The organism is Aggregatibacter actinomycetemcomitans DSM 8324 (genome assembly GCF_000372365.1).
Classification (GTDB): Bacteria; Pseudomonadota; Gammaproteobacteria; order Enterobacterales; family Pasteurellaceae; genus Aggregatibacter; species Aggregatibacter actinomycetemcomitans.
Map to the genome: position 1 here is coordinate 89462 of NZ_AQUU01000008.1, position 26793 is coordinate 116254.

20 protein-coding genes and 2 pseudogenes are annotated in these 26793 nt (G+C 44.9%); 7 read left to right on the forward strand and 15 right to left on the reverse strand.

Annotated features, from left to right (window positions below):
* The first annotated feature begins 154 nt into the window (after positions 1-154).
* Together fumC and A3CS_RS0105990 are read left to right on the forward strand one after the other, a co-directional pair.
* The gene (gene fumC / locus A3CS_RS0105985) at positions 155-1549 is read left to right on the forward strand and encodes a class II fumarate hydratase (RefSeq protein WP_019518327.1); all 1395 of its coding nucleotides are present in this window, start codon (positions 155-157) and stop codon (positions 1547-1549) included.
* 103 nt (positions 1550-1652) lie between these two features.
* The gene (locus tag A3CS_RS0105990) at positions 1653-2258 is read left to right on the forward strand and encodes a hypothetical protein (RefSeq protein WP_005545269.1); all 606 of its coding nucleotides are present in this window, start codon (positions 1653-1655) and stop codon (positions 2256-2258) included.
* A 23-nt stretch (positions 2259-2281) separates the two neighbouring features.
* Here A3CS_RS0105990 and A3CS_RS0105995 read toward each other — a convergent pair.
* The 3 genes and pseudogenes from A3CS_RS0105995 to nfsA form a co-directional block, all read right to left on the reverse strand.
* Positions 2282-2557 (reverse strand): annotated as a pseudogene (locus A3CS_RS0105995) (YqiA/YcfP family alpha/beta fold hydrolase); the annotation flags it as partial.
* Positions 2554-3471, reverse strand: coding sequence for an ATP-grasp domain-containing protein (locus tag A3CS_RS0106000; protein ID WP_005545271.1), 918 nt, complete (start codon positions 3469-3471; stop codon positions 2554-2556). The pseudogene A3CS_RS0105995 and the gene A3CS_RS0106000, both read right to left, overlap by 4 nt.
* A gap of 6 nt (positions 3472-3477) precedes the next feature.
* Positions 3478-4212 (reverse strand): oxygen-insensitive NADPH nitroreductase, encoded by a 735-nt coding sequence (nfsA, locus tag A3CS_RS0106005; RefSeq protein WP_005545273.1) that lies wholly within the window; start codon positions 4210-4212, stop codon positions 3478-3480.
* Positions 4213-4338: 126 nt separating this feature from the next.
* Here nfsA and A3CS_RS0106010 point away from each other — a divergent pair, with 126 nt between their 5' ends.
* The gene (locus tag A3CS_RS0106010; RefSeq protein WP_005545275.1) at positions 4339-4602 is read left to right on the forward strand and encodes a GrxA family glutaredoxin; all 264 of its coding nucleotides are present in this window, start codon (positions 4339-4341) and stop codon (positions 4600-4602) included.
* A 254-nt stretch (positions 4603-4856) separates the two neighbouring features.
* On the opposite strand, the gene A3CS_RS0106015 is transcribed toward A3CS_RS0106010, so the two are convergent.
* Complete coding sequence (locus A3CS_RS0106015) at positions 4857-5084, reverse strand: sugar-binding domain-containing protein (protein WP_005567402.1); 228 nt, start codon at positions 5082-5084, stop codon at positions 4857-4859.
* Positions 5085-5345: 261 nt separating this feature from the next.
* On the opposite strand from A3CS_RS0106015, the gene A3CS_RS0106020 reads away from it, so the two are divergent.
* Complete coding sequence (locus A3CS_RS0106020) at positions 5346-6560, forward strand: aromatic amino acid transporter (RefSeq protein WP_005545280.1); 1215 nt, start codon at positions 5346-5348, stop codon at positions 6558-6560.
* Positions 6561-6642: 82 nt separating this feature from the next.
* Here the strand turns inward: A3CS_RS0106020 and araD are convergent, their stop codons facing one another.
* From araD to ulaG, 4 genes are all read right to left on the reverse strand, one after another.
* The gene (araD, locus tag A3CS_RS0106025; protein WP_005545282.1) at positions 6643-7338 is read right to left on the reverse strand and encodes an L-ribulose-5-phosphate 4-epimerase; all 696 of its coding nucleotides are present in this window, start codon (positions 7336-7338) and stop codon (positions 6643-6645) included.
* The gene (locus A3CS_RS0106030) at positions 7332-8192 is read right to left on the reverse strand and encodes an L-ribulose-5-phosphate 3-epimerase (protein ID WP_005573669.1); all 861 of its coding nucleotides are present in this window, start codon (positions 8190-8192) and stop codon (positions 7332-7334) included. The genes araD and A3CS_RS0106030 overlap by 7 nt, the downstream gene beginning before the upstream one ends.
* Before the next feature lie 40 nt (positions 8193-8232).
* Positions 8233-8982, reverse strand: a complete 750-nt coding sequence (ulaR, locus tag A3CS_RS0106035) for an HTH-type transcriptional regulator UlaR (RefSeq protein ID WP_005545287.1) — start codon at positions 8980-8982, stop codon at positions 8233-8235.
* A 91-nt stretch (positions 8983-9073) separates the two neighbouring features.
* The gene (ulaG, locus tag A3CS_RS0106040; protein ID WP_005541905.1) at positions 9074-10165 is read right to left on the reverse strand and encodes an L-ascorbate 6-phosphate lactonase; all 1092 of its coding nucleotides are present in this window, start codon (positions 10163-10165) and stop codon (positions 9074-9076) included.
* 347 nt (positions 10166-10512) lie between these two features.
* On the opposite strand from ulaG, the gene A3CS_RS0106045 reads away from it, so the two are divergent.
* The 3 genes from A3CS_RS0106045 to A3CS_RS0106055 all read left to right on the forward strand — a co-directional run bounded on the left by A3CS_RS0106045 (position 10513) and on the right by A3CS_RS0106055 (position 13552).
* Complete coding sequence (locus A3CS_RS0106045) at positions 10513-12285, forward strand: PTS ascorbate-specific subunit IIBC (RefSeq protein ID WP_005545289.1); 1773 nt, start codon at positions 10513-10515, stop codon at positions 12283-12285.
* A gap of 54 nt (positions 12286-12339) precedes the next feature.
* A complete protein-coding gene (locus A3CS_RS0106050; RefSeq protein ID WP_005545291.1) occupies positions 12340-12801 on the forward strand; it encodes a PTS sugar transporter subunit IIA in 462 nt (153 codons plus the stop codon).
* Positions 12802-12877: 76 nt separating this feature from the next.
* Complete coding sequence (locus A3CS_RS0106055) at positions 12878-13552, forward strand: 3-keto-L-gulonate-6-phosphate decarboxylase UlaD (RefSeq protein ID WP_005545293.1); 675 nt, start codon at positions 12878-12880, stop codon at positions 13550-13552.
* A 109-nt stretch (positions 13553-13661) separates the two neighbouring features.
* Here A3CS_RS0106055 and pbpC read toward each other — a convergent pair whose 3' ends face one another.
* The 7 genes and pseudogenes from pbpC to A3CS_RS0106090 form a co-directional block, all read right to left on the reverse strand.
* Positions 13662-16019, reverse strand: a complete 2358-nt coding sequence (pbpC, locus tag A3CS_RS0106060) for a penicillin-binding protein 1C (RefSeq protein WP_012820960.1) — start codon at positions 16017-16019, stop codon at positions 13662-13664.
* Positions 16020-16138: 119 nt separating this feature from the next.
* Positions 16139-17155, reverse strand: coding sequence for a YeiH family putative sulfate export transporter (locus A3CS_RS0106065; RefSeq protein WP_005588835.1), 1017 nt, complete (start codon positions 17153-17155; stop codon positions 16139-16141).
* 163 nt (positions 17156-17318) lie between these two features.
* Complete coding sequence (locus A3CS_RS0106070) at positions 17319-23090, reverse strand: alpha-2-macroglobulin (RefSeq protein WP_019518328.1); 5772 nt, start codon at positions 23088-23090, stop codon at positions 17319-17321.
* 50 nt (positions 23091-23140) lie between these two features.
* Positions 23141-24589: a metalloprotease TldD gene (gene tldD, locus A3CS_RS0106075; RefSeq protein ID WP_005545302.1), complete on the reverse strand. Its 1449-nt coding sequence runs from the start codon at positions 24587-24589 to the stop codon at positions 23141-23143.
* Between the two features lie 295 nt (positions 24590-24884).
* Complete coding sequence (modD, locus tag A3CS_RS0106080) at positions 24885-25745, reverse strand: ModD protein (protein ID WP_019518329.1); 861 nt, start codon at positions 25743-25745, stop codon at positions 24885-24887.
* Positions 25742-26352: pseudogene (locus A3CS_RS01000000110965) on the reverse strand (ATP-binding cassette domain-containing protein). The gene modD and the pseudogene A3CS_RS01000000110965 overlap by 4 nt, the downstream one beginning before the upstream one ends.
* A 2-nt stretch (positions 26353-26354) precedes the next feature.
* On the reverse strand, positions 26355-26793 hold a 439-nt coding region (locus A3CS_RS0106090; RefSeq protein WP_019518330.1), incomplete at its 5' end, for an ABC transporter permease subunit.

Here is a 26793-nt window from a genome sequence, read left to right on the forward strand (position 1 = left end):
ATAGAAAATGTTAATTTCCGAAACGTTTTGCAAGCGAACCGCACTTTATGATCTAGGTCACAAAACCGTTTTTCTGTTTGTAATTTCGGTTCATAGATTCGTTTACCAGTGCTAGAATCTGGTTAATCTTGTTAATCATTAAGAGGTAATCACAATGGCATTTCGCATTGAAAAAGACACTATGGGTGAAGCTCAAGTTCCGGCAGACAAATATTGGGCTGCACAAACCGAACGTTCCCGCAATAATTTTAAAATCGGTCCTGCGGCATCTATGCCACATGAAATTATCGAAGCCTTTGGTTATTTGAAAAAAGCGGCGGCGGTTGCCAATGCGGATCTCGGCGTATTGCCTGCGGAAAAACGCGATTTGATCGCGCAAGCCTGCGATGAAATTTTAGCCAACAAATTAGACGATCAATTCCCGTTGGTTATCTGGCAAACCGGCTCCGGTACGCAATCCAACATGAACGTGAACGAAGTGGTGGCAAACCGCGCACACGTTTTACACGGCGGTAAATTAGGCGAAAAATCCATCATTCACCCGAATGACGATGTGAATAAATCCCAATCCTCCAACGACACCTTCCCGACAGCAATGCACATTGCGGCTTACAAAAAAGTGGTAGAAACTACCATTCCTGCAGTAGAACGTTTGCAAAAAACCTTCGCGGCAAAATCCGAAGCCTTCAAAGATGTGGTGAAAATCGGTCGTACGCATTTAATGGACGCAACCCCGCTCACATTAGGTCAGGAATTCTCCGCTTATGCGGCGCAATTGCACTTCGGTTTAATCGCGTTGAAAAATACCCTGCCGCATTTGCGTCAATTAGCCCTCGGCGGTACTGCTGTGGGTACGGGGTTGAATACACCGAAAGGTTATGACGTGAAAGTGGCGGAATACATCGCGAAATTTACCGGTTTGCCGTTCATCACTGCCGAAAACAAATTCGAAGCCTTGGCGGCGCATGATGCCATCGTGGAAACCCACGGTGCATTACGTCAATTAGCCATGAGCTTGTTCAAAATCGCCAACGACATTCGTTTATTGGCATCCGGTCCGCGTTCCGGTATCGGCGAAATCTTAATTCCGGAAAATGAACCGGGCTCTTCCATCATGCCGGGTAAAGTGAATCCGACCCAATGCGAAGCCATGACCATGGTGTGCGCGCAAGTGTTCGGTAACGACACCACCATCTCGTTCGTCGGTTCACAAGGTCATTTCCAATTGAACGTGTTCAACCCGGTGATGATCGCCAACTTCCTGCAATCCGCCCAATTATTGGCAGACGCCTGCGTTTCCTTCGACGAACACTGCGCAACCGGTATCGAGCCGAACTATCTGCGCATTAAACAACAACTTGAAAATTCATTGATGTTGGTGACCGCACTTAATACCCATATCGGCTACGAAAATGCGGCGAAAATCGCAAAAACCGCACACAAAAACGGTACCACCTTGCGTGAAGAAGCCATTAACCTCGGTTTGGTTTCCGCCGAAGACTTCGACAAATGGGTGCGTCCGGAAGATATGGTGGGCAGCTTAAAATAAGGCTTACACATTAAATTAAACCATTAATAATGAAGAAAGGCGGGATCAATTTCCCGTCTTTTTTGCTATAATCGCCCACATAAATTTTTATGACGGACTTTTTATGAAATTAAAATCGCTGTTATTCATTTTAACTTTATTTCCTACCGCACTTTCGGCGCACTGGCTCAATGTCGGAAACGCCGATTATAACTGGGGTCCGTTCCTCGTTTATACCATCGAGTTAGAAACGGAAAACGGGGCTTATGAAGCCAATCAGTTGCCGTTTATGCTTTCCTTTAAATACGAAAAACCCATTGAAGGCAAAAATTTTGCCATCAGCCTGGCGAAAGAAATGGAACATCTCAACGTGGATAAAGCGCAAGGCGATTTGTGGTTGAAGCAAATGCAGCAGCTTTTTCCCGACTTCTCACCTAACGACATTTTGCGTTTTGTCGCCCTGCCGGAAAAAAGTTACTTCATTTTAAACGACACCATTTTGGATCATGAATTCGAACCGCAATTTGCACAAGCGCTGATTAGCATTTGGTTGTCGCCGAACAGCAACTTTATTCAATTACAACCGCAGTTACTGGGCAAAGAAAAAAATGCAAACTCACCGGAGAAGTTTAAACGCATGCCGGAAGTGGATCCGCTGGGCGAAGATGACGCCAGCCCGCAACTGCCGCCGAATTTTCAATTTCAGGATCAAGATCCGGAATTCAGTTAACTGCCTGTCATGTTTCCCTACAGGAATAAATTCGGGTTAAAAATCGCTTGCTTAATGCCACATAAAAAGCCGATACGTTCCGCCCAATAACCACCAAGCCAACACCGCAAATGAGTGGGTTTTCTTCTTTAGATTGAGACACCAATTATGCACTTCATTGAGCAAAAACGTCATGTCGTGACGTGGATGCAGGGTGCTGCAATTCACAAAACGCACATCGTCGTCAATAAATTTTAATTGCATCACTTTTTCATGATTACAAAGTTATCGGAATCAAAACCGTGTAAATAAATAATCATTTTATTACTCCAACTTGATTACGGATTTTCTGCTCTAAATATAAAATCATTTGTAACGCGATATTAATACCGCTGGTTTTCTCAATCATTTCAAGCCCCGGGCTGGCATTCACTTCCAACACCAACGGGCCTTTCGCCGAGCGAATCAAATCCACACCGGCAACATCTAAGCCGAGCGCGTTGGTCGCACGCAAGGCGATTTGCTTTTCCTGTTCGGTCAACACCACTTTTTCTGCTGTCGCGCCACGATGACAATTGGCGCGAAATTCACCGTTTTGCCCGACCCGTTGCATGGCGGCAACCACCCGTCCGCCAATCACAAAACAGCGTACATCCGTGCCGTCGGCTTCTGCCACAAATTCCTGCAACAACACCGGCACGTCCGCTTGTTTTAAAGTTTCCAAAATACTGACCGCACTTTTTGTTCGCTCCGCCAGAATCACGCCGATGCCCTGAGAACCGCTCAAGGTTTTCAAAATGGTTGGCGCGCCGATGTGTTGCACCGCATGATTAGCATTGACTTCAATGCCGGCGAGCAAAGAATCCGGCACCGCAACACCTTGTTGCAGCAACATTTGCAGACTAAGCCATTTATCGCGGGCGTTGCGAAAGGCATCGACGTTATTCAAACAAGGAACGCCTTGCGCTTGGAAATAATGCAACACGCGACAGCCCATAAGCATACTGGTGGTGCCGAAGCGGGGCAACACCGCGTCATAATGTGGCAAAAGCTGCGCCTCACTCTCCGCGTCCGCTTGATAATACAACACAAAGTGCGGTGGATTTTTTTGGAGTTTTATCAGGCAACGATTCGGATCCAAAATATCCATTTGGTGCCCGTTTTCCTCTGCCGCATCCTTGAGCCGTTGACAGCTATATAAACGCGGCTCACGGCACAACATTAAGAATTTCATACAAAATTATTTTTTAATAAAGCCCTGTTGCTGCAAATAAGCCAATACGTTCGGACGAATCGGCTTATCCAAACTTTTTATCACATTGCGCGACCAATCCATGTCAATGTTGCTGCGCTGACAATAATAGTCAGCAACCGTCGCGTTATATTCGTCCAGTTTGGTGGTATCCAACGGCTGATAACGGTTTTCAAAAAACAGGGTTTCTTTCGGCAGGCGTGGCTTGCTCGGCGGATCCTGATCCGGATAGCCCAAACACATTCCCACCATCGGCAGGCAATGTTCCGGCAGATTGAGCAATTTGCCCACTGCTTCCATTTCATTACGCAAGGATCCGATATACACCCCGCCTAATCCTAAACTTTCCGCCGCCAACAGCACGTTTTGCGACATAATGCCGGTGTCCACCGCGCCGATCAGCAACACTTCCGCATAATCCAGCTGCGCCGTCGGGCAAATTTGTTTATGCTTATTAAAATCGACGCAGAATACCCAAAATTCAGGCGCGGATTTCACATACTCCTGATTGGAGCTGTACACCATCATTTGCTCACGAATCGCCTGATCGGTAATACGCACGATGGAAACACATTGCAAATGGTTGGACGTAGAAGCAAAACGCGCCGCATTCACCAAACGGTCGATAATATTGTCATCAACAGGCTCATCGGTAAAACGGCGAATAGAACGGTGGGCTAAAATACAATCTAAGGTTTCGGAGGTATATTTTTTCTCAGACATAAAAATTCCTTGTGTAGCACATTAAACTCGCCATATCTTACACTAATTACAAGAATGCCGAAAAACACTTTATTGTTTTTTCGCGAATCCTTAAAATCAGCACAAATTCACTCAAAAGGAAACATTATGTTCGTTACAATTTATGGTCGCCTAAGCTGCCCTTATTGCGTTCGCGCCAAAACCTTAGCGGAAAAATTAAAAAATACTGTGGAAAATTTTGATTATCGTTACATCGACATCATCGAGCAAGGCATGAGCAAAGAAGACATCGCCAACATCATCGGCAAGCCGGTGCAAACCGTGCCGCAGGTTCTGATTGGTGACAAGCCGATCGGCGGTTGCACCGATTTTGAGGCCTTAATGGCCGAACAGTTTGGCGATATTGATTAATTTCGCTTAATAAAAAAGTGCGGTGGAAAAAACATTTAGATTTTTCTGCATGATAAAAAAATAGTGCAATTTGTTCCGTTAGAATAATTTGCTCAAACCCCGAACAATAATTTTCCGCCACCAAACGCGCGGGTCAAATAATTATCACTGAACTTCATGCGCCGCACCATCGGAAAAGCTACATTCCTCCGAGATTTTCGCTTCACTGAAATCCTCCCACGGTTCCGTTTTAATGAAAAATACTGCGCATCCCGTTACAGCAGATAAACATCACGAAAAATCCCCGACATACGGAATTTATCCTGTTCCTCCAAATAACTGCCGTCACACCATTTCAGCACGATAATATCGAGGATATTCTCGTCTAACTGTAAATAATTCGTTACATCAAATTCAGAGGTGCAATGGCTGATTTGGCTATAACCCACGAATTGCCCGTTCAACACCATAAAATAATCGTAAAATTCTCTTGGATTTTCCACCGCACTTTGGTCATTGGCATGGGGAATAAAATAGGCGTGTTGCGGTGTTGATGTGTAATGTGTCTAAATCCTGAAAGTAATTGAGTAATGTCATGGCGGAACCCCTTACAGCGGAATGAAAATTTTTACTATACTCAATCCGCCCCATAAATTTCACCTAAAATTAAGATTTTGCGGCTTATATCACGATCTTTGTTTTACAGAATGTAAAATTTAAAATACAATCTCCGTCAACTTTTAAATACACAATAAGGAAAATCTATGAACAAAACCGTAGGAAGTACGCTGTTAGTGGCAGGAACCATGATTGGCGCCGGCATGCTGGCAATGCCGCTCACCTCCGCCGGCATCGGATTTAGTTTCACTTTACTTTTATTATTAGGCTTGTGGGGATTACTCACCTTTACCGCGCTGTTATTCGTCGAACTTTACCAAACCGCCCCGAGCGACGCCGGCATCGGCACCCTTGCCGAACAATATTTCGGTCGACCGGGACGCATTATCGCCACCGCCGTATTAATCATTTTCTTATACGCCCTCATCGCCGCTTACATCAGTGGCGGCGGTTCCTTATTGGCTGACACCCTACCGACCATCGCCGACAAAGACACCACCGGCAAAATCGCCGTATTAATCTTCACCCTTTTCTTCGGTATGTTTATCGTCATCGGCACGCACAGCGTCGATAAAATCAACCGTTTGTTATTTTTCACTATGATCGGCACATTCATCGTGGTATTGGCGCTCATGTTGCCGGAAATCAAACTGGATAACTTAATGGCAATGCCTATTGATAACGCCCTCATCATTTCCGCCGGCCCGGTGTTTTTCACCGCATTCGGCTTCCATGGCTCCATTCCAAGCCTGAACAAATACCTCGGCGGCAATGTAAAAGCCCTAAGAATCTCCATTTTAGTCGGCTCGGGCATCACCTTATTCGCCTACATTTTATGGCAACTTTCCACCCACGGCTTGCTGACCCAAAACGCGTTTTTACAAGTCTTACAACAAGATCCTACGCTGAACGGTTTGGTCACCGCCACCTTAACCATCACACAAAGCAGCATCATGGCAAACGCGGTGAAAATCTTCTCTACCCTAGCACTCATCACCTCATTTTTAGGTGTCGGCATCGGCTTATTGGAATGTATAGAAGACTTGTTAAAACGCTCATTTAATGTTCACACCAGGCGCTTCTCTTTGGGTTTACTCACGTTCATTCCGCCCATCGTTTTCACCCTGTTCTACCCGCAAGGCTTCATTTTAGCCTTAGGCTACGCCGGACAAATGTTCGCCTTTTACGCCGTCGTCCTACCGGTCGCCCTCGTGTGGAAAGCGCGCAAAATCCACCCGAACCTGCCATATAAAGTCTTGGGTGGCAATTTAACACTGGCGGTGGCGTTGGTCCTGGGCGTGATCATCACCTCCATCCCCTTCGCCATCCGCGCGGGTTATTTGCCGTTTGTAGTGGGCTAAAAAACGCTGGAAAAAATAACCGCACTTTGATCGGGAAGATCAAAATGCGGTCGGTTTTTAAGATGGATTTTAATACGGTTGATTACTGCCCGTAATAAGCATTTTTACCGTGTTTGCGTAGATAATGTTTATCCAGTAATTCTTGTTGCATCGGTTGTAGGTTCGGGCGGAGTTGGCGGCTGAACAGGTTCATGTAGCCGATTTCTTCCAGCACCACCGCATTATGCACGGCGTTGTCGGCGTCCGTTCCCCACGCGAATGGGCCGTGGGAATGCACCAATACGGCAGGTACGTCTTTCGGATCGATGCCGCGTTTGCGGAAGGTCTCCACGATAACTTTGCCGGTTTCTAATTCATACTCGCCTTGAATTTCCGCCGGGGTCATTTTGCGGGTGCAAGGAATGGAACCATAGAAATAGTCGGCATGGGTAGTGCCTGCGGCGATAAGATCTTCGCCCGCTTGTGACCAGATGGTAGCGTGGCGGGAATGGGTGTGCACGATGCCGCCGATGGTCGGGAACTCGCGATACAATTCCAAGTGGGTCGGCGTGTCGGAAGACGGTTTTTTGCTGCCTTCTACCACTTTGCCGGTGAATAAATCCACTACCACCATATCTTCGGCGGTCATGACATCGTATTCCACGCCGGAAGGTTTTATCACCACCAGATTTTTTTCGCGATCAATGGCGGAAACGTTGCCCCAAGTGAAAGTCACCAAATTGTATTTCGATAACGCCAGATTTGCTTTTAAGACTTTTTCTTTAAGTGTTTCTAACATGGAAAACCACCTTCTTTCATTTTTTGTTCAATCCAACGGCGGGCGTTAATAATTTCCGCAATCGGTTCTTCCGCTTTTTCCGTCCACATTTCAATTAAAAATGCGCCGCGATAATTCAATTCTGCCAATGTTCTGAAACAGGCAACAAAATCCACACAACCGTCACCGAACGGCACGTCACGGAATTGCCCTTTGCAGGTGTCGGTAACTTTATAAGTGTCTTTCAAATGAATGGCGGAGATTTTGTCGATGCCCAGCTTCAATTCTTTCGCGACGTTGTCATTCCACGCACTTAAATTGCCGAGATCCGGATACACAGTGAACCACGGCGATTTGATAAGGTCATCCCATTTTTTCCAGCGACTGATGGAGCTCATAAATTGGGTATCCATAATTTCTACCGCAATGGTCACTTGATTACTTGCCGCCAATTCCACCGCCCATTGCAAGCCTTCTTGGAAGCGCTGAATAGTGCCTTCGTCCTGCTCTTCGTAATACACGTCATAACCCGCCAACTGAATGGTGCGAATACCTAAATCGACGGCTAATTTAACGGCTTTTTCCATGATTTCATAAGCTTTTGCGCGGGTTGCTTCGTCACGGCTGCCGAAAGGAAAACGACGATGCCCGGAAAGACACATAGAAGGAATGGTAACGCCGGTTTTGATAATGGCTTTCACCAACTGAATGCGTTCTTTTTCGCTCCAATCCAAACGCGCCAAACGCTCATCGCTTTCATCGATAGAAATTTCGACAAAATCAAAACCGCAGGCTTTGGCGATGGACAAGCGATCCTGCCAGCTAATATTTTTCGGCAGGGCTTTTTCATAAATACCCAATTTATGTTTTCTCACAATACACTCCTTTACTTATGGATCAGCAGTAAACGCCACATCAGGCAAGAATAACTTCTAATCCTTTGTCTTTTAATTCTTGAATAATCTTTGGATCGGCCTCTTTTCCGGTCACCAGTAAATCAATATCTTTCAATTCGCTAAACAGCATGCCCATTTCGCGTCCGAGCTTTGAACTGTCAACCAAAGCAACCAGTTTGCTGACCTTAGGTAAAATATGCTGTTCCGAATTGGCAATAATCATATCTGTTTTGTATAAGCCGTCTGTGGTCATGCCTTTACCGCTGGTAAACATAATATTGGCGGCATAAGCCGGTTCGTTAGTGGAATTCAGGGATAAAGTCACCGCTTTATTTTTATTATATTGACCGCCCATAATCACGACATCGTCATGATTATGTTCAATGAGGAAATTAGCCAAAGGCAAATAGTTGGTAATGATCTGTACATTGCATCCGCACAGGCTATCCGCCAGCATTTGCATGGTGGTGCCGCAAGTCAGTACGACGCTTTGCCCGTTTTCACAAAGTTTTGCTGCGGCTTCGGCAATGCGTTGTTTTTCTTCGGCATTATTAACAACACGGGGCTGCGCATATTGTTTACCGTTAAGGGCAAGGTATTCGGCGCCGTTACGGACTTTTCTAAGCAACCCTTGCGCATTTAATTTATTAATATCGCGACGTGCTGTTGCCGGCGAGATGTTAAAGGTATCGATAATTTCGTTGGTCGAAAGAAGGGTTCGCTCTTTCAGTAAATCTAATATTTGATTATGACGATAACGTTCGTTCATTATGTTTTCCTTTTCATTTCCTACATCCATAACCTAATGAACTGCCTGAGAATTGCCGCCGCTAAAAAGCGACGGCAATATTTTATTTAACTTAAAGCATGGATTTAAACTGGATGTTCGGTTCCTGCTCAAAGCAATCATCAAAACCGCGCGGATGATGATATTCAATCAAATCTTTATCACGCGGGTACACATATTTACCGCCGACTTCCCAGATAAACGGATGGAATTTATACTGCAAACGATCTTTACGCATACGCCATAGCGCAAGAATTTCATCGGTACTCGCCATAAAGTTGGTCCAAATGTCGTGATGAACAGGAATGATAACATTGGTACGCAAACATTCTGCCATACGGAGTAAATCAATTGAAGTCATTTTATCGGCAATCCCCACCGGATTTTCACCATAGTTATTCAGTGCCACATCAATATCGAAATCTTTACCGTGCTTGGCGAATTGAATGGAATAATGCGAATCTGCACCATGGTAAATATTACCGCCCGGTGTTTTGAACACATAGTTCACCGCTTTACGTCCCATTTCTTCATCAGACGGGCAAAGCCCTTTTAATTCACCGCCTTGTTCTTCCGCACCTTCAACCGGCAATGTCACCAGGCAAGTGCGGTCGAAAGAATCCAAGGCGTAAATTTCGACATCTTTTAATTTCACCATATCACCCGGTTTAACGATAATGATGCGTTCTTCCGGTACACCCCAATTTTTCCATAATTCGGCGCAATGCCATGGACCAACAAATTTCACATGATCCAATTTCGGGTTATTTACGATTGCCGCCGCAACGTTTACATCAATATGATCGCTGTGATAATGGGAGGCTAAAATGAAATCCACTTCGTTAATGGCAAACGGATCCAAAACCATTGGCTGGGCACGCAGGTTCGGTTGTAATTTACGCACGCCTGCCATGTTCGCCATTTGGTGACCGCGCACCATGTCTTTTACTTTTTTAGTACTCTTACCACGATTGCACCATAAGTCCATGCAAATATTGGCGCCCGCGGGGGTTTTTATCCACACACCGACACAACCTAACCACCACATGGCAAAATTGCCCTCGGGAACAACTTCGTTCTCAATTTCTTCATTTAACCAAGTGCCCCATTCAGGAAAAGTAGAAAGGATCCAACTTTCACGGGTGATTTCATTAACTTTAGCCATACAATAACTCCTTTTTTTAGGTTTAGTAGAATAATTTAATCATTTATAATCATAAACAATCATTTTCATTAATGGAATCTTTTTTTTTAAATTTTTCTATTAAAATATGTTAAAAATTTATTAAATTCCAGACTTAGCTAACATTTTAACCTTAGATAACAACGCCAACTCTTGATTCGAAATTTCTAATCACACATAAGTATTTAAATAAAATAAATCGTGACATTGCTCACATTTTATCAAAAAACATCTTTGAAAAATCATTATAAATATTTATTATCCGCCGCCAACAAACGAAATTTACGCATGAATATTTATATTAACTCTACATTTCAAGGAGCATTACCATGGAAATCTTCATGTGGATCAACGAACAGATCCTATCTAAAGCGCCCTTACTGCTCGGTATCGTAGCCTGTATCGGTTATATTCTGTTAAGAAAAGACACAGCAACTATTATCAAAGGCACGATTAAAACCATCGTGGGCTTTATGTTGGTACAAGTGGGGGCGGCCACATTGGTTGCCGGTTTTAAACCAATTATTGAAAATCTGGCAAAGTTCCATAATTTAACCGGTGCAGTCATTGACCCTTACACCAGCATGCAGGCGACCATCCAAACCATGGGAGATAACTACGGTTGGGTCGGCTATGCCGTATTATTGGCACTGGCATTGAACATTTTATTAGTGGTATTCAGACGCTTTACCGGTATTCGTACCATCATGCTTACCGGCCATATCATGTTCCAGCAGGCGGGTTTGGTTGCGGTGTTCTATATGATCATCGGTGCTTCCATGTGGGAAACCATCGTTTATACAGCAGTCATCATGGCATTATATTGGGGGATTTCCTCTAACATTATGTATAAAGCAACCCAATCAGTTACCGGCGGTGCGGGCTTCTCCATTGGTCACCAACAACAGGTCGCCTCATGGATTGCCACCAAAATCGCACCGAAACTGGGTGATAAAAATGACAACGTGGATCACATGGATTTACCGAAATGGTTACATATTTTCCACGACAGCATCTCCGCCACCGCTATTGTTATGTCCGTCTTCTTCGGGATTATTTTACTTTCCTTCGGACTGGATAATCTGCAAACCATGGCGGGCAAAACTCACTGGTCAATTTACATTTTGGAAACCGGTTTAAAATTCGCCGTCGCCATTCAAATTATCGTTATGGGTGTGCGTATGTTCGTCGCCGAATTATCGGAAGCCTTTAAGGGGATTTCCGAACGGGTGATTCCAAATGCGGTACTCGCCATTGACTGTGCAGCGATTTACGCCTTCTCCCCTAACGCCATGGTATTCGGTTTCATGTGGGGTGCCATCGGTCAATTCGTGGCGGTAGGTATCCTGCTCGGCTTCAGCGCACCGATTTTAATCATTCCGGGCTTTATCCCGATGTTCTTCTCTAACGCCACCATCGGCGTCTTCGCCAACCACTTCGGCGGCTGGAAAGCGGTCATGAAAATCTGTTTCGTGATGGGGATCATTGAAGTATTAGGTTCCGCCTGGGTTATTCAACTCTTAGCAACCCAAGGCACTACCTTCAACGGTTGGATGGGTATGGCGGACTGGGCGTTATTATTCCCACCTGTTTTGCAAGGTATTGTGAGCATTCCGTTCTTCTTCTTTGTTATCGTCGCCCTTTCCTTGGTTTATATGTTCTTCGCTTCTAAAAAATTGCGTGCCGACGAAGCTGCTGCCGCTGCTGCAGGCAAAACCTTGGAGCAAATGGACGGTTACAACTTAGACGACGAACCGGTGACCGAAATACAACGTGAAGCGCAACCTGCCGAACAAAGCGGTGAGTGCCCGATTCGTATCTTAGCCGTATGCGGTTCCGGTCAAGGTTCTTCTATGATGATGAAAATGAAGATCAAAGGTTATCTGGACAAACGTGGCATTCCAAATATTATGGATTCCTGCGCAGTGACCGACTATAAAGGTAAACTCAACGAAGTGGATATTATCGTTGCATCCAAACACTTAGCCGGCGAAATTGAAGTGGGCGAAGGCAAAGCCGTACTCGGCGTGCAAAATATGCTTAACCCTAACTCTTTCGGCGATGAATTGGTCGAGTTAATCAATAAACATCATTCTGCCTAATCACTGACTTCCCCTACGCTGTAGGGGAAGTTAGGTATCAAAAGGAGTAACGTCATGCTAAAAGAATCCCTTATCGAAAATAATTCCATCAGACTCAACCAATCTGCATCCAACTGGGAAGAAGCCATTAAAATCGGTACGGATTTACTGGTCGCTTCAGGTGCCATAGAACCGCGTTATTATGACAATATTGTCAACAACATCAAAAAGTTCGGGCCTTATATCGTTCTCGCCCCGGGGCTTGCCATGCCGCACGCCCGCCCGGAAGAAGGTGTAATTAAAACCGCATTCGGCTTAACCACATTAAGCGTTCCGGTAGATCTCGACGGCGAATCCATTTCCGTGCTACTCACTCTTGCCGGCAGCGATTCCAATTCCCACATGGAAGGCATTATGGAAATCACCCAAATCTTCGACGATCCCAACAGCGATGACGGTGTGAACATCCAAAAATTCCTGGATTGCAAAACTACGGAAGAGGTGCTTGCCGTAATTGATGCCACACTGAATGCTTAATCCAAATGCACGGTTGAAAAACGTCGTCAAAATCAACCGCACTTTTATGAATGAAAATTGACAGAGGAAAACAAAAATGAACAAACCATTACTTCAAATCGCCTTAGATGCACTGAGCTTAGAAAAAGCCGTGTCCGACGCCAAACAAGCGGAAAATTTAGTGGAAATTATTGAAGTGGGCACCATTCTTGCCTGCGCCGAAGGCATGAAAGCGGTGTCCACCCTACGCGCCCTTCACCCGAATCACATTATCGTATGCGATTTAAAAACCACCGACGGCGGCGCCATTTTAGCCAAAATGGCATTTGAAGCCGGTGCCGACTGGCTCACCGTCTCCGCCGCCGCCCACCCGGCCACCAAAGCAGCATGCAAAAAAGTTGCCGACGAATTCAACGCAGAGCACCCGGACCTCAAAGTGAAAAAAGAAATCCAAATCGAAATTTACGGCAACTGGACATTAGATGACGCCAAAGACTGGGTTGCGTTGGGTGTGACGCAAGCCATTTACCACCGCTCACGGGATGCCGAACTTGCCGGCAAAGGTTGGACAGCGGAAGACGTGGAGCTCATGAAGCAATTATCGGTTTTAGGGCTTGAACTCTCCATCACCGGCGGCATCGTGCCAAAAGACATTCATTTATTCAAAGACATCAAAAACGCCAAAGCCTTCATCGCAGGCCGCGCATTAGTGGGCGAAAACGGCAAAGCTACCGCCGAAGCCATCCGCGAACAAATCAATCAATACTGGTAATTAAAAACACCGAAAAAAATGACCGCACTTTGATCGAGCAACGCCAAGTGCGGTCTATTTTTACAGTGAATTTTAAAGTTTATCGCTTCCCATCTTCCTTATTTTCCCCCTACCTCACCACACTCACCACCACGCTCACACCGGTTCTGTGTCCTTGTTCATCGGCGACGGTGATTTGGTAGGTGCCGCTTTTGGTGGGTTGCCATAAGAAGGCTTTGGAGGCGGGGCTTTCGCCTAAGTAGACGTTATTCACGAACCAATAAAGGTGTTGAACTTCGCCGGAGGTTGTCGCGGTCAGCGGAATGTGGTTTTCCGGGCTGTTCATATTGATGTAGTAAGTGCGGTTTTCCAGTGGCGATGTCATCTTCAGCGGATTATGCGTAATGTGTTGCAAGGACTGGTTTTGTTGCTCGTAAGGGCATTCGACGTTGACGATAGGATTGCGTTTCATGATGCCCGCCTGCGCAAACATTTTTTGATAGTCACTGCCCCAGATTTCATAAATTTTTTGCTCCATTTGCGCATTCGGATCCGTTGCGCAAGCCAGGACGTCTGTGCCTTTACGCACGCGTAATTGTTGATAGATATTGCTCACCTGAATAGGCGATTTACCCGGGATAAACAACGTCTTCGTGAGCTGCTGACAATATTTGTTCGGCAGGTTGCCGTCGGCGGCACACACAGCAACTTCCGTTAAGTTCAGCTTGTCACGGCTAAGCGGGTCTTTCATGTTCGGGTATTGCGCAATAATGCTGTCCGCCAGTTGTAAAAATAACGGCGCGGCAAGGCGGCGACCGATAAAGTGCGGGTTACTTTTATTGTTAAAATTGCCGAACCACACCACCAGCGTGTAATTGCCGAAATAGCCTGCCGTCCAGGCATCGCGCAAGCCGTTTGACGTACCGGTTTTCCAATAAATCGGCAGTTTGGTTTTGATGGCTTTGTTGTAAATATCGGTACGAATATTCTGCGACAAAATATCGCCCAGCATATAGCTGCTTTCGGAGCTTAGTAAGGTGGCGCTTTGCGTCGCCGGCGAATGCTTTAATGTTTGTAATGGTTGCCATTGCCCGCCATTGGCAAGGGCGGCATATAGCCCCGCCAATTGTTGCATGGAAAGCTCCGCGCCGCCCAGCACTAATGACAACCCGTAATGTGCTTTCTCCTTCGGCAAGGTGATCTTTGCCTGTTTAAGTAAATCGTAAAGATCGGGATATTTCAGCCTTTGCGCCATGCCTACCGCCGGAATATTACGGCTTTGCAGTAACGCCTGCGTAACGCTTACCGGTCCCAGAAAATTGCCTTCATAATTTTCCGGTTGATAATCGGCGAAGGTGGTAGGCAAATCTTTTAAAATCGTTTTGGGGTGTACCAAACCTTGATCAAACGCCAAGCCATAAATAAACGGTTTTAACGTGGAACCGTAAGATCGCTTTGCCAGCGTGCCGTTAATCTGCCCGCTGATATGTTGATTAAAATAATCGCCGGAACCCACCAGCGCCTTAATTTGCATGGTGCGATTATTCACCAGCAGAACGGCAAGATTATTCACGCCATACGGTTTTTGCTGTTGCAGATAACGCAAACTAATGCGCTCCACCAAACGCTGTAAACCGCTGTTTAAGCCGGTAATGATTCGTCCGTTTTGAATCGCCTCGCTTTCGACGTATTGTTGCAACACTTGATCGGTAAAGTGCGGTGCAAAAAACGGGAGTTTTTCAAGCGGGCGCAACGGGTAATTTAATTTGAAATGCGACTGCCATTGACGATCTTTCGGATGGCTTTCCACCCAGCGGGCATAAAGTTTATTACGCGCATTAAAAAGCTGCGGATTAAGTTGCTGATTGTTCTGCTGAATGTAAGCGTTCGGATTTTTCGGTAAAATCGCCAAGGTCATGGCTTCCGCCAAATTCAGGTTCTTATTGGCACGGTTAAAATAAATCAGGCTCGCTGTGCCCGCCCCTTCAATGTTCCGTCCATAAGGAGCAAAGTTGAAATAGGCTTCCAGAATTTCCCGTTTGGAATACTGTAATTCCAGCTGAACGGCGCGTAGAATCTGCTCGATTTTCCCGCCGATGTTGCGGCTATCAATACTCCACAATATTCGCGCCAGTTGCATGGTGATAGTCGAACCGCCTTGCGGTGAGCCGCCGAATAAATAGGTTTGTGTCGCCCCGCGCAATAAACCGTAAGGATTGACCCCGAAATGATAATAAAACCATTCGTCTTCCTGAAATAACACTGCATCCACCAGTTGTGGTGAAAGTTCTTCCAACGGCGTCCAAAGACGATATTTCTGATCCTTTGCCGTGGTCAGGCGTAACAGATTCTGCTGTTCATCATACACCGCGACGGAATAAGGGAAACGCTGTTTTAACGGAATGTGAGGTAAAAAACGCCCCCCTATGCAGGTAAGCAATAAGCCGCATAGAACAAAATAAAGACTTTTACGGGATATCTGTGACATAAAATCAATTATGGATAAAAGCACTCAGAAAAGTGCGGTATGTTCCTGATGTATTTTAATAAGATATTAAAAATAATAATTTACTTTTGAATTAAACAACCCACAACCAAATCACTTTTCTACAACGAGAAAAAGAGAGCTGCTTCATAGTTCAAAAAGAATCCGCCGACGATTAACCAAATATAAATCAATGTGCCGAGAATTAACGGTTTTAATCCTGCCTGTTTAATTGCGCCGAGGTGTGTAGTTAATCCTAATGCCGCCATCGCAGTAACGAGTAACAAAGAATCCAGTTCGACTAAAAGTTTCACTAAAAAATCCGGCAATAAATTGAAAGAATTGAATACCGCAACCGCAATAAACCAAAGGGCAAACCATGGAATGATAATTTTACGTTGTTCCCCGCCTTGAGAATCTTTGTTAAGCAACCAAGACAATCCCAACAAGAATGGCGCCAACATCATTACCCGAATCATTTTGGTAATGACTGCCGTGTTCGCTACAACGGGGCTAATATTGCCACCTATGGCATACACCTGAGCTACCTCATGCACACTGGAACCCACATAAATACCAAACTGGTGCGGGGTAATCAATACGCCTACCCAAGAATATAAAGACGGATAAAGAAAAATGGAAAGTGTACCAAAAATCACCACCACAGCAATTGCTACCGAAACTTTATGAGATTCCGCTTTAGTGACCGGCGCTGCCGCCATCACTGCAGCAGCGCCACAAATGCTACAACCGGAAGCTGTGAGATAAACAAGTTGTTTATCCATTTTAAGGTAACGGATCCCGATGAAGCAGGTCAGAAAAAACGTAGAGAGTAACATCAGGGCATCCGTTAAAATCGCATTCATGCCGACCTGCGCAATGTCATGCAAAGTAAGCCGAAAGCCATACAATACAATCCCTATCCGTAAAATTTGTCCTTTTGCAAATAAAATGCCTTTTTCAAGGTGCTTCTCATATCCTTTATAAACACTGTTACCAAATATCATCCCCAGCAAAATTGCGATGATTAATGCACTTAAATGTAACTGAAGAGCAAATGTCGTTTGGCTTATTTTTTCGGCTATTAGTGCTAAAAAAGCGACACAAATTAGCCCTAAGTATAATGTTCGATTTTTCATTTTATTTATTATAAAAGGGAAAAGAGGCTTCATTATACGCCGAGAAAAAAAAAATGCAGTTGATTCTCACCGCACTTTAATCAATAAAACTAGAAATATGGCTTATTGCAAAAAAGAAAAAAACTCTCCGTCGAGCTGAGGAGAGTTTTTATTTTTCAAATAGTTATTGTATAACTTCAATATAACCTTTATCGGCAGACTGTGCGTTCACCGTGCGGTTGTACATATTTTCCGTATAGGCGCGCGGAATTTGGAATTTACCCGCGTTTACGGCTTTTAATTGGTAGTTAATCACCGTAGTAGTATCACCCACTGAACCGTAACTCAACATACGATCTTCACGCAAATCGCGATGAATGAAGTTAAACATATAAATTATGTCACCTTCTTTGACATTCACGGTTTCATCGCCATTACTGTTCACCACTTCAAAACCTGCCGGATAGAGATCGGTAATCACCATATTATCCAGTTCATTTTGTAATGAACGCACCCTAACTTGTACGTTAATCACATCGCCAAGTTTCACTGAAGTCACCGGTTTGCCTTCTTGATCTAAATAAGTGCGGTCGATTTCCACACCGTTTTTAATTGCTTCGGCAGGCGCCTGCTGTACATAACCGGATTGACTAATGGCATACCAGGCTTTTTGCGTGCTTTGGTTGACGAAATTTAATTGCGCTTTATCCGCATTGATATTGGCTAACACGAAGGCCCCCTGCACGCCGCCAATATTTTGCCCGTCCTGCTGAATATGCAGGTTTGCAATTTGTTCGGCATGTTGCTTACTATAAGCATCTAACGCCAACAACACCATAGCGGAAGACAAGGTGTTATAACGATTGTCGTTTAAATCCTTCACGATGCTACTTAATAAGGTGTCGGATAATTGTTCCGCCTGTTCAGGGAAATGACGCGCTAATACATACAAAACAGCCCCCTTCTCAATCAACGGATCCAAATAATCTCGGTAGAACCACGCGTTTTTAGGCTGCAAATTATTAAATTTCGCCATCACATTGCTAATTAGATTATCCGCATCTTCTTCCTGTTTCACCAATTGATAAGCGCCTGCCAGCCAAGCTACAGTTAAATCAAATCGCCATTCTTCCGCTTTGAAATTGCGTTCCAATAGGCTGCGAATAGACAGCAAACTGTCACTTGGCACTTGCCCTAAACGTGCTAATAGATAAGTAGCATAAGCACGCTGGCGCAACATGGCTAAATCATCTTCACTTTCAGGGCGGCTTAAACGCTCTAACGCTGTGATGGATTTATTAAATAAACCATTTGGCGTAATCCATGCCGCCGGCAATTGCACACCGTGTTCTTGCGCTTCAATTAGGAAATGTGCCACATAAGCGGTTAAAAATCCGTCATCCTCATCTAATCCCGACCACAAGCCAAAACCTTCGTTAACAGTTTGACGTGCCGGCAACAAACTAAAGACGCGGTTCAGATTACTCTGAATTTGCTGTTTGCTACTTTGTGTCGCGGTGTTATCTCCCACTTGCGACAAGATACCGAGCAAGCTTTGGTATTCAGGATTATTGGCAAATAACAAATTCGGTACGGCAGCGCTGATAATCTGCTCCGTGCATAAGTTGTCGTAATTGCCTAAATAACTGCTTATGCCTTGCGCCAAGGCTAACGGTGCAGGCGAAATCAGCGCGGTTTGCTCGCGTAGTTGCGGGAATAATACATTCGGAAAGCCGCTTTGAGCCTGTTGATTCGCCGCCACTTCACCCACTTTGATGAATTGCTGTTTTGCCGTTAATGGACGAACGGAAATACCGTATTTTCGCTCAACCTGCGCCGGTTGTTGCTGTTCATCCAAATACGCGGCAGTGAAGTATAAAATACCGCTACCGAGCTGGTCCGTGGCTTTCAACTGGAAATTCACGACACCTTCGCTCATCGGCTCCAACATAATCGCGGTTTGCGCATTACTCAACACTTGGAATTGCGGTGCCACATTGAGTTGAACCAGAACGTTTTGCTTGCTTTTCGTGTTATTGGAAACAGTCAGACTCACTTTGGTTTCGTCATTCGGCGCTAAAGTAATCGGAGCAGTTGGTGACAAAACCATATCATCACGCACTAAGGTTTCCGTTTGACCGATATTCATTTGCAAACCATCGTTTGTCACAGCAATCGCCATCACTTTAAGATTGCCGTTAAAACCTTGCGGCACTTGATAAGTCACGGTTTTTGTACCGTCCACATCGATGATATTTGACCAGAACACCGCCGGTTTGTCGGTTTTACGTTTAAACGGATTAGTATTCGCTGCGATGGCCTTTGCTAGTGCAGCTGTCTCTTCGGCGTCACCACCGGTTTGCGCAAACTGCAACACTTTACGGAATTCCGGCAAAATCAGATCCAGAATTTGCAAAGTTTCCACTTGCAACGCATATTTCGGGAAGAAAAATTGTAACGGATCCTCCTGTCTATGCCCCGCTACCTGCAAAATGCCTTCGTTCACCGCATAAATCACGGCTTTACTTGGTCTGTCAGTAGATAACGTAAATTTGACTTTCTCGCCGGATTTCACTTGTTGCGGCGCACTCAGATTTACCTTCAAACGGTGGTTATCTACATTAACACTAAATGGTGCCACACCATAACTTAGCGGGCTGGTGAAAATGTCATCAGATTGCATATCGCGGGAGAATTGCACATTAATGTAACCGCTGCCTTCAAAATTCTCCGGGATTCTGATTTTTTGTACCGAACGATTGGTTGTGGATTTAAACCATTTATGAGTATACACACGCTCGCGTTCGATAGTGATTAAACCGCTGCCTGCATAAGGCGCGTTAATTGCTACTTCGATTTCTTCACCCGGCATAAATTGTTTTTTGTTCAGATTCAACTTAAGTTCGGTGTTTTTATCCATGGCAACCGTAACATTGCTGTTACCGATAACCGTATAAGGAATACGGTTGACGGTTTCGCCGTATTGATTATTAATCACTAACACGAAATCGCCGCTACGCTCGGTATTCAAAGCAAAATCCGAACCGTTCTGATCGATATTAAGCGGTTTTTCATCCAGCTGGCTTTCTACCATTTTGGATTCATATTTATAGGCACCGGAACGCTGCTCGGTTAGCACGGAAACATATTTACGTTCCATTAGCACCGCACTTAATCCTCGCACTGAGGTTTTTTGCAGGCTTGGATTAATAGCGATTAAATTTACCTTGCTCTCGCTCTTTTCTCTTAAATAATTTAAGTCTTGCGCGCTGCTGTAGCCCACTAACCAAGGTTGCGCAGAAACCAATATCGATTGCACTTTAGACACACCGCGACCGCTGTTATTTTCATAACCATCCGCCGTGAAATACAACATTTGTACGGTATTTTCCGCTTCATGCTCCAAATTCAAGGCAAAAATCGCATTACCGTTATTATCTGTCGTTTGATCCTGCAATTCAGTTTCTAACAAAATGGCATTTTTGTTACGCTGATTATCATAGAATTGATAATTTTTATACTGCGGAAAACTTGGGAAAATAGCATGCAGCATAATATTCGCTGCCACTCTGCGTTTTTGTGCCGGTGTGCCGAATAAATTGGTTAAATGCACGGTAGCATTCAAATCTTGTGGCGAAACCCAGCCCAGCTGTTGGCTGTTATCAAACATCGTATTGATTCTTAAGGTATCCGGTTCAAATTCCTGCACTTGGAATGTCATGGAACCTACATCAATTTTCTCCTGTTGCTGACCAATATAAATATGTGCCAGCCATTCGCCGGTTTCCGCACTATCCGATAGCGGGTAAGTCAGCTCATTAAAGCCGCTTTCGCTCACACGAATATTCTTTTGCCATTGGGTTTTACCGGACGGCGAGGTAACTTCCAACGTCAACGGCACATTGGCTAAGGATTTCTTCCAATCCAAGGCCTTACTGATCATGCCAATATGGACAGATTCGCCCGGGCGATAAATACCACGATCATTAAACAGGAACGTTTTAATAGCATTTTGTTCCTGTGACATTTCCTGACCGCGAATATCAAAACGGGAGAAATCTAATGTACGGTCGGATTTATCAATCGGCAAGAATGACTGATCTTGCCCGCGTGCCACCAAATACATCACCGGCTCAAGCTCCTGCTTATAATTCTCTAAAGAAGGGAGTTGGGCAACGCCAAGTCTGTTAGTGTATTGGCTGGCGATAACGGTGTTATTGCGGGAAATCACTTTCACCAGAGCACTTGAAACCGGCGCGCCGCTTGCAATTGATTGTACAAATACGGATTGTGTGCCGTCCGCCGCTTTTTTGGTAATGATACCTAAATCTGTCAAGATGATTAAACGGTAATCACTTTTTTGTGAATCCGGATCAGCATCAAAATAATAGCCATCGTCATCACCACGGTCTTTTAAACTACCGCCTTCAGATTTATCCTTAGCATTGACCGCACTTGCCTTCACCCAGAAGATCCCTTGCTTCGGTAAACCTCTTTGTGATAAATCCACGCTGAGGTAATCGGATTTGCGAGGATCGCGATTGGCAACGGTCAGAGTTTCCGTTTTAAAGGTTGCGATGTCATCAAATTTCAAGTTGCCTAAATCCGGTTTTTGGAAATTTTTGCTATTCAAATTTGCCACATGGCGCAATTGTTCCGCCTGCACACGACCAATATCCAATCGCACACGATCTGTATTACGCACAGCAAGTGTAACTTTGCCATCGCCGTATTGAGACAATAAGGAACCTTTCCCCACAAAGTTCACATAAGTCGGATAATTCGGTGCACATTCCAGGCTACCGATAGCTTTTTTCAATTGGTAGCCGCCTAATGCGGTGAATTTATTATCCAACTGCAAATAAAGACAACGCCCTTCCGGAATATTAAAACGGAAGGATTGATTGTTGGCATACGGACGTTCACTTGGAATAAGCTCCGGTTGAATGCGTTCACCACGCTTCACTACGGCCTCGGTTAATTTTTCCACTTCCCAGCTTTTACCTTCCGGCGGTTCAGGCAGTAACACTGCGCTTAAATTATCGGCAATGTCTTTCCCTTTCACCCCATAATTAAAGTTGAAAGTTAATACCTGATCTGCTTCATTTTTCTGATTGTTAACGATTTTGAAGCTGTTGTGGGAATTTTGCAGACTATATTTCGACGGCACTTGCACCAGTTTGGTAATTTCTCTTTCTAAAGTATTCGCCCCGGTTTTCGCGCGTAATGCCCGGCTGATTTTGGTCTGTACAAATTGATTCGGCTGGGTGGACAAAGAAAGTTCATCGGACCTAATCCAAGCTTCCAGCTTATTATCGGAATAACGAATTTTAAATTTCAACGGGTTAATCAAATTCAGCGACTGATCTTGATTTTTATGCACCAAGTTCACTTCAACCGCTTTTTCCAAATCTTTCGGATCCACCGGGTTGGAAAACACCAAATGAGTCAACGCATGGCGAATATGGGATAAATTCGGATCCTGATAAAATTCCGATTCGGATTCCACCACACTAAAAGGCTGAGTTTTCACGGAATGGGTATCCGTAACGGATTTCGCGTAAGTCAAACTTGGATTTAATACTTTCTTATCCAAGGTAATTTTATATTCTTGCCCTGTCGGCCAATCCTGCGTCGGGGTAAAGCTAAGCAAATAGTCGCTTGACCAGATCCATTTCCCCTCAATGGCAGGTTCCATTTTTATACCCTGGGTGATTTCGCTTTTTACTTTGTCAATAGGTGCCGCCGCGCCGCTGAATTCCACGCTTAACGGGTAAATCGTATTTGTCGTTTGCCCTTCACCGGATTGACCGTAAGACGTTTGCTCAATCGGATTAAATTTCACTTTAATCGTATTGCCGCCATCGGTTTTTTGGTGTTGATACCAATAAGCACCACCTGCTGCGGCAGCCAGCACGAGTGCGCCAAGTACTGAAAATTTTATTTTGCTCTGCATAGGACTTCTCCGTTCCTAAAATAATATTCTGCTAATCAATTTAACGTCTGTTAGTTTGTGCCGCCCACGGTAATCTGATCGATTTTCAACGCCGGCTGCCCCACGCCTACCGGTACGCTTTGACCTTCTTTACCGCAAGTGCCTACACCGTGATCCAATTCCACTTCGTCGGCAACCATAGACACATTTTGCATTACTTCGATGCCGCTGCCGATGAGGGTTGCCCCTTTCACCGGCTTGGTGATTTTTCCTTTTTCGATCAAATAGGCTTCAGAGGTGGAAAACACAAATTTGCCGGAGGTAATATCCACTTGTCCGCCACCAAAGTGCGGTGCGAAAATCCCTTGTTCCACCGATGCCACCAAATCCTCAAATTTATCTTTGCCCGCCAGCATATAAGTGTTGGTCATGCGCGGCATCGGCAAATGAGCATAAGATTCACGGCGACCGTTCCCTGTCGGTTGCACGCCCATCAAACGGGCATTCATTTTATCCTGCATATATTTCTGCAAAATGCCGTTTTTAATTAAAACATTATGTTGGCTCGGCACACCTTCATCGTCCACGGTAACAGAACCGCGACGATCCATTAACGTGCCGTCATCCACAATGGTACACAGCGGCGATGTCACCAATTCACCGATTTTGCCGGTAAACAAAGAGCTTTCTTTGCGATTAAAATCGCCTTCCAAACCGTGTCCAACCGCCTCATGCAACAACACGCCGGGCCAACCTGCGCCTAACACCACCGGCATTAACCCTGCCGGTGCCGCAACCGCGCTTAAATTCACCAACGCCTGGCGCACCGCTTCTTTGGCAAAATAGACCGCACTTTGCTCGCCGTTATAGTTTTCAAAGAACCAATCCAAAGCAAAACGTCCGCCTGCGCCTGCGCCGCCCCGTTCACGTTTGCCGTCTTGTTCCACCAACACGGAAACGGACAACCGAATCAACGGACGAATATCCGCCGCTAACGTGCCGTCGGTCGCCGCCACCAGCATTTCTTCATACACCATGCTTAACCCGGCGTTCACCTGCACCACACGCGGATCTTCCGCACGGGCGGTTCTGTCCACCAAACGCAAGAGTTCGATTTTTTGTTCCTGACTTAAACTGTGCAACGGGTTAATCGGCTGATAACGCAAAGTCGCGTCCACCGGGTTAAACTTCACCGGCAGAATAAAATTACATTGAGAAGGTTGCGCAATGCCACGCACTGCCTGCGCACATTGCTGTAAATTGGCTAAATTAATCTGGTCGGAATAAGCGAAACCGGTTTTCTCACCGCTCACCGCACGCACGCCCACGCCGCGATCAATATGAAACCCGCCTTCCTTAATAATCCCGTCTTCCAACACCCAGTTCTCGTCCTGACTGAGCTGAAAATACAAATCCGCATAATCCACATTGCGCTGCGCCAAGGTATCAAACACATTCGGCAAATCCGCAAGCGTCAAATGGCTCTGCACCAATAAACTTTCGGTCACTTTTTTTAACATAGAAATCTCGGTCATTTTATCGATAAAAAATTGGTCGGGATTATAACGTATTTTCCGCCAAAACCGAAAAGGAAAGTTACCTGAAAATGGCAATAAATCCGATATTTTCCAAAGAAAAAGAGCGGTTTATCCGCAATTTATTTAAGGGTATAAATTCTATTTTGTTGAATTGTGGAGGGGAATAAAAAGTGCGGTGAATTTTTAATTTGTTTTTTAACCGCACTTTTAATAACGTTTTTTTAAGAATTTCTGCGTTGTGTTTTTTAACTATTTAAAAAAAAGTGCGGTCATTTTTTTAAGTGTTTTTGTTCCGCATCCGCTCAATCACCACTTTAATATCTTCCGGCGGTGCATAGTAAGGCGCGGAGATGATAAATAAATTTATCCCTAACTTGGCATAATCTGCTATGTTGTTTTTATTCACCCCGCCGGCAACAGAAAGGAGCGTTTTTTTACTTTGCTTTTTTAACAAAGCCAATGCCTGTTGAACCTGTTCCGGCGACCATTTATCCAACTGAATAATATCCGGTTCGGCTGCAAGCATTTGTTCAAATTGCGAAAAATTATCAGCTTCCAAGGTGATTTTATTTTCCGGAGCTTCCCGTCTCAATTGGGAAACGATTGCTTGATAATCAGTGCGGTTATCCAGCAAATTGCGATGGTTGGTAAACACAAGTAAGGTTTCGCTTAGTCCCTGGCGATGAATATGCCCGCCGGCGGCAAGCACCGCAGCAGTTGCCAATTTACGCGTATTCGGAATACTTTTACGGGTACACGCCACAATAGCCTGTGGATTGAGTGCTTTCGCATTGGCAATCATTTCGGCGGTGTATTGCGCCACGCCACAAGACCATTCCAACACCAGTTGAACCACTTTCCACGCCTGATGTAATTTATCGGCATGCCCATCTCCACTCAACAGCAATGTGCCGGCAGCCACATTTTCACCGTCCGCAATATGAACTTTCACTTGAACATCCAGCTTACGTAACAGCTTTTCCGCGATGCTCACGCCCGCCACTCTTCCTGTGTTTTTACGCTTAAACAAAATCCTTGCAGGAACATCATCCAATCCTAAAGCATGGGTAGTGAGATCACCTCGGTAAATATCTTCCAATAAAAAATCATTAAGTTCTTTGTCTGAAAAGTAAATCATGGCTTGTCCTTATCAAGAAATTGTCCTTGCTTAAGCGAAATTGTTCGGTTTGCCAAATATTCGGCTTCTTTGAGTTCATGCGTGACCAAAAGGGTCGTCATTTGATATTCCTGCCTTAATGCGTTTAACATCTGCCAAATATGGACACGGGTTTGCCAATCCAGGGAAGAAAAAGGCTCATCAAGCAATAACAAATTCGGTGGGTTAATTAACACGCGGGCAAATGCCGCCCGTTGTTGTTCTCCGCCGGATAATTGATGAGGATAGCGATTGATTAAATGGGCAATTTTTAATTTTTCCAATAAGGCGATTTGTGCCTCGAATGTGGCATCAGGATTCGCCAACGCTAAATTGCCGCTAACGGTTTTATGGGGAAATAAAGCCGCTGATTTAAATAACGACAATTGCGTTGCCATGGCGCCAAGTTGTCCAACGATTGATTGGCTAATCGGATGGTGCCGGCATAATCAATATAACCGGCAATGGCGTTTAATAACGTGGTTTTGCCGCTGCCCGATTCCCCCACAATGGCGACACATTCGCCTGCCTCTACCGACAGGGAAATATTTCGCAGAATGCCGGCAGATAAATGTTCAATCTTCAACATCATTACACATTTCGATTCACAATCCGTAAAAGCATCAATAAACAGGCGGAAATAAACAGCAGCCACAATGATGCGCCGATAGCGATTTCAAAATCGCCGCTGGAAATATTCAAATACACCGCCATCGGCAAGGTTTCCGTTTTAAATCGCGTTGCACCGGCAAGCATTAACGTGGTGCCAAATTCCCCGATCGCCCGCGACCACGCCAAAATCACACAGCCTAATAATGGCTTCCAGCACATGGGCAATTCAATTTTCCATAAGGTTTTGAAAGGCGATAACCCCAGACTATATGCCGCAAACCGATAGCCTTGATCAAAAGACGAAAAAATCCCTCTTGTGCCACTGTAAAACACCGAACAAAATGAGAAAAAGGAATAAACTAGGGAGAATGTTGAATCAAGCGGGAATAAGTGGAACAAAACCAATGAAAACAAGGGC